This window comes from bacterium, from assembly GCA_024224155.1.
Lineage (GTDB): Bacteria > Acidobacteriota > Thermoanaerobaculia > Multivoradales > JAHEKO01 > CALZIK01.
In genome coordinates, this window is record JAAENP010000007.1 from 1 (window position 1) to 4,234 (window position 4,234).

3 protein-coding genes are annotated in these 4,234 nt (G+C 64.2%); 1 reads left to right on the plus strand and 2 read right to left on the minus strand.

Annotated elements, in window-relative coordinates; all coding sequences use genetic code 11:
- Both GY769_00895 and GY769_00900 read right to left on the minus strand, forming a co-directional pair.
- The coding region (locus GY769_00895) for a hypothetical protein (protein MCP4200474.1) at positions 1–726 on the minus strand (726 nt) is incomplete at its 3' end.
- A gap of 394 nt (positions 727–1,120) precedes the next feature.
- On the minus strand, positions 1,121–1,918 hold the full coding sequence (locus GY769_00900; GenBank protein MCP4200475.1) for a hypothetical protein: 798 nt from the start codon (positions 1,916–1,918) through the stop codon (positions 1,121–1,123).
- Between the two features lie 1,810 nt (positions 1,919–3,728).
- Between GY769_00900 and GY769_00905 the strand changes: the two genes are divergently transcribed.
- On the plus strand, positions 3,729–4,234 hold a 506-nt coding region (locus GY769_00905; protein MCP4200476.1), incomplete at its 3' end, for a hypothetical protein.

Genomic DNA, 4,234 nt, shown 5'->3' on the forward strand with positions numbered 1-4,234 from the left:
CAAGGCAGCGCGGCCCCGCCACGGGAGAGCGGACTCGGTCGAGGCGGCCTCGGCGGCGGCGGCGTCGTCCGCCTCCTGCCCGGGCGCGGGTCGAACCCTGGCCCGTTTGGAGGCGGAGTCCGCCAGAGAGTCCGCCGGCTCCGAATCGCTGTGCGCTTCGCCGTCCTGGATCATCGGCGTTGGCGTTGGCGGCAACAGGTGTCCGGACCCGTGCCCCGGAGTGGTGCCACCATCGCGCTGCAAACAGCGCGTGGACGCTTTCACTGAGATTTCGGAGAGCCCCGGCCCCAACCATTCCTTAGGGCAGGAGCTGTCAATGACGAAGCAGCTCGCCAGTGACAGCCGCATCGCTTCGTCAACGTCGAGGTGCTCCGCGGGCACGACGAAGGCTTTGCAGCGCTCGGGAAGCGTGTAGCCCGCCCTCTGTCGAACCCAGTAGCGCTGCGTCAAGGCCACCTCCGTCACGATCTCCTGCGTCCACTTCCTCAGGCTCCGGGCGCTGACCCGGGCGGCGTCCTTGTCGCCGGCCAGCCTGCGCAACGCGATGTACATGAAAACGTTGTCCGGGCTCGAAGGGACCGCGGCCGCGTTGTGCTCGCCCTTCTCGAGACGGCTCACGTTGCGGACGGCTACTTTCCTCTCCTCGGGTGTCGCCGCGGCCCTGCCCTGTTTCACGTCCTCGTAGGCTCGCATCACGGAGTCCTTGTCCAGCCCTGTCGCCGCCATCGCTGGCTGCCGCGAGGGGCGTGGGAAAGCGATTGCGATTGGAGCTCCGGCGCTTCATGTCAATGACGTGGCGCATACAGGTCTGCTTTCTACTTCTACGGCGCCCCGTTCCATGTTCTGTGTTCCTCGCGACGCCCTTAATTTATCCAAGAACTAGCAGAGCTTAGGCGAACAAAAACCGCGGTTTCCGTCGGAATTCGGGACCTTCTCTCGAGTTGTTGCTGCGACAGTGCAGACACTTACAGAGATGGTTTTAAAAAACGGCAAGGGAACAAATCCTGCCTTTTTTTTGTCTCCCCTCGCTTTTTGTCGCCCTAACCGCGGAGAAAAAAACAACGCCCAAGAAAACAGCCCCCAAACAGAGTTGTTTGAATTTAATTTACCCGTAGCGCGCCTAATGACCGATGTGTCGTCTGTCGTAGTCCGTACGTGGCGACGCGGCGGGCAAGGTTCCTTTTTCAGTGTTGCAATTGCAATCGCCAGGACAGCGAGAAGGAAGACTCCACCACGAAACGCGACGAATTCTTTCGGTCATCCAACACTGTTCACAGACAATGCCCGACGGATGCCGCCGCCAAAACTGCAGGGGTTGCGGCACAGCCGGCGGGAGCTCGTCGCCGGCACGCGGGCGCGCGCGCAGTCGATTCAGAAGCTCTCGCGCCGCGCGGCCCATGCCGGAACCGTCCCGCGAGTCGAAGAACACGACGCTGTAGCGTTCTCCTTCGAAAGGCGTGACGCTGTGCGCGCGTCCGCCGTCGAAGAGAACGAGATGGCTCCGTGGATCGACTTCGGTCGGCTCCAAGGCCTGAGCCAAGCCGAGGTCCACGCGGCCATCGTCCTGCGGGTGGTAGCGCAGGTTCCCGCCTTCGCGGTACGGCCCGAAAGCCGCCAGCACGGACGGCCCCGAATTGTTCTTGTCCCGGTGGCACTGGCACTGTAGGTTCTTGTTCAGACAGATCGCCGACCAACAAAAGTCCTGCAACGGCGTGCCTGGCGCGAGCCGCGCGCGGAGCCAGCGGTTGAGCAGTTCTGGCACGCTGGGGTACTGTCCCGTCGCCTTTGTGACCTGGCCGCCGATGTAACCAAAGAAGGTGCTGAGCACAAAGGAACTCCCCTGACTGAGACTGGCGCGGTGGCAATTGCGGTGGAAGAGCCACATGCGAAGAATGTCCAGGACATCCCCATCGGTCACAGGAGTCCTGCTCGTTCCGCGCTCTTCGATTAGCCGGGACGCGGCCAGGTTCGCAACCGCGCGCTGCGACGTCGAGCCCGGAGAGGCCGCCTCGCCGCGGGTCGAACCCTGGGCGGGCAGCCGTGGCGAGGGAGAACGCGAACGACGGCCTCGGGAAGAACCGCGGACCGCCGTCCGACGTGGAGTCCGAGGACCCCGGCCGCCACTTCGACTTCGGCGGTCGCTGCCCCGGCACGGGGATCGAGCGGAGGAGGCGGGAGCCGTTTCGTTGTCGCGCCGCGCGCGCTGTCGGGCACTGGCCGCCGCTCTCCCGAACTCTTCGGGATAGCTCTGGGAAGCCTTCAGGGCGTCCCTCACTCCCGTGACTCTGCCCTTCGCGTCCACCGTGGCGAGGCAAGCCGAGCTTGAGAAGGAACCGGTTGCAGGACGGCCCCGCCGCAACTGCTCTGGCCACTTGGACGTGTGCATCAGGGCCACCGGCTTGGGCGACGAAGCGCCGAACGCTCCCAAATGAGTGACCGTCCTCTGCGCCCTCGTCATGTTCAGCAACTGGGCGACAGGCGGGAAGCGCCAGAGCAAACTGGTGCAAGGTTGCTCCAAACACCAGCCCCCTCCTGTGAGGGTCACGAGCAGGCAGAGAGCCGCGACCCGAACGGCCATAGCGTTGCCCTGTCGGACAGAGGTCACGCGTTCGTCGCCCCAAAGGTGGTCTGTTTCTGCGTTTCGTTTCGTGGTGCCCCTGCACACCCAGACCCACGACGAACACACGATGCCCACCCAGGTGTCCGCGCGCTCCACGGTCGCCAGAACGGACAGGAAGGCGTACCGTAGTCCTTTCGGGGCGAGGAAGTCCTGCAAGTCCCTGGCCGGCTGGCTGTAGCGCACGTCGAAGCTTTTCGTTCGAACTCCCGACCCTTCCATGGCTTTGCTCAATTCCGCCTCGCCTGCGAAGAACTCCAGGAACTCGGACAGGAGGACGGAGCCCGGCGCAGCCGCCCTTCGAAAAAGCGCGCAGCAGCAGAGGAGCTGCAAGAACGCGTCCGCCAGGTGAAAGGGCGCTCCGGCACTGGCAGCGAACTCGGGGAAGGCGTTCGCCAGAGCTTCTCCAAGTTCTCGTGCCTCTCTCGAGTCCGCCGGAAAGACTGTGCGAAGGGCGGCCTCGACTCGGTGCCGACGGTCGCCCGCGTCGTTGTCGCCGAGCAGGGGGGGCAAGTGTTCTTCGGGAACGAACGGAAGCGCCTCCCCGATCCAGGTCGGGGACAGAGGCTCGAGGCGCAGCCGGGCGGGCGTGTCCGACATAGCTAGGGGCGGGCGGCTTCGCGAACGGTCGCGGGTCGAACCCTGGACCGCCGCGAAAGACCGCCCCCTCCCTCCCCCCCCCTCCCCCGTGGCGGGCGCGCGAGCAAGGGGCTAAAAGCGGGCGCTGCCGCCAGGGTTCGACCCGAGCGGCCGCGCGCCTGGAACATAATATTCCTGTCCATGTAATATTTCACTAAATTCCGCAAACTGTCCGTAAGCTTCCGTAAACTTTCCGTAACTTCCGTAAACTGTCCGTAAGCTTGTCCGTCTTCACACGTACGACACCTCTAAAAGATCGGAAGTGCGATCCGGGACAGGTCTCCTGCGTGTGCGTCTCCAGTGTGCAACGGTCAGTCAGGCGGAGCCAAGTTCCTCGCGGGCCGTGGTCTCCAGTGTGGACAGGGAGGGAGGATGAAACAACGACAACAGCGACAACAACAACAACAACAACGACGAGCCATTTCGTCTTCAAGCTTTCGTTCGCCTTCCTTCCGCTCTTTTCTGTTCAGTCATGGGGACCAAGAAGGTAAAAGAGGAAGATGCCCGCGCTGCCCAGGGTTCGACCCGCGGCAGTTGCGGCAGTGCGGAGTGGCAGAGAGTCGGTGACCAAGAAGGGCCTCCCGGCCGCCAGCACGACCCGCAGAGGCTGGACAAGTGGTACGGAAATCCGACGCCGGCGGCGACCGAACACGACGCCGCCATGGGTGACGGCGGCGGCGACGGGCCGCGGCAGCACGCCTACCCGGAGCCGCCGGAGGCGGGCTACACTTGCGTGGGCCCGCACGAGCAATGGTGGACCCCGGCCAAGCATGTGAAGTACAAGATGTTCAGCGCGGCCGGCGACGGTTGCCTCTACTGCGTGCAGCAGCAGGTGCAGCGTTACGGACAGGACCTGTTCGCTGTTAGCGACAACATGCAGTACAACGTCCTGGATTACGCCGTCGAGGCTCGCCAGACCGAGAACAAGGCGACGGTGCCGCTGGAGGCGTGGCTCCTGCAGCAGGGCCTGCAGCTGTG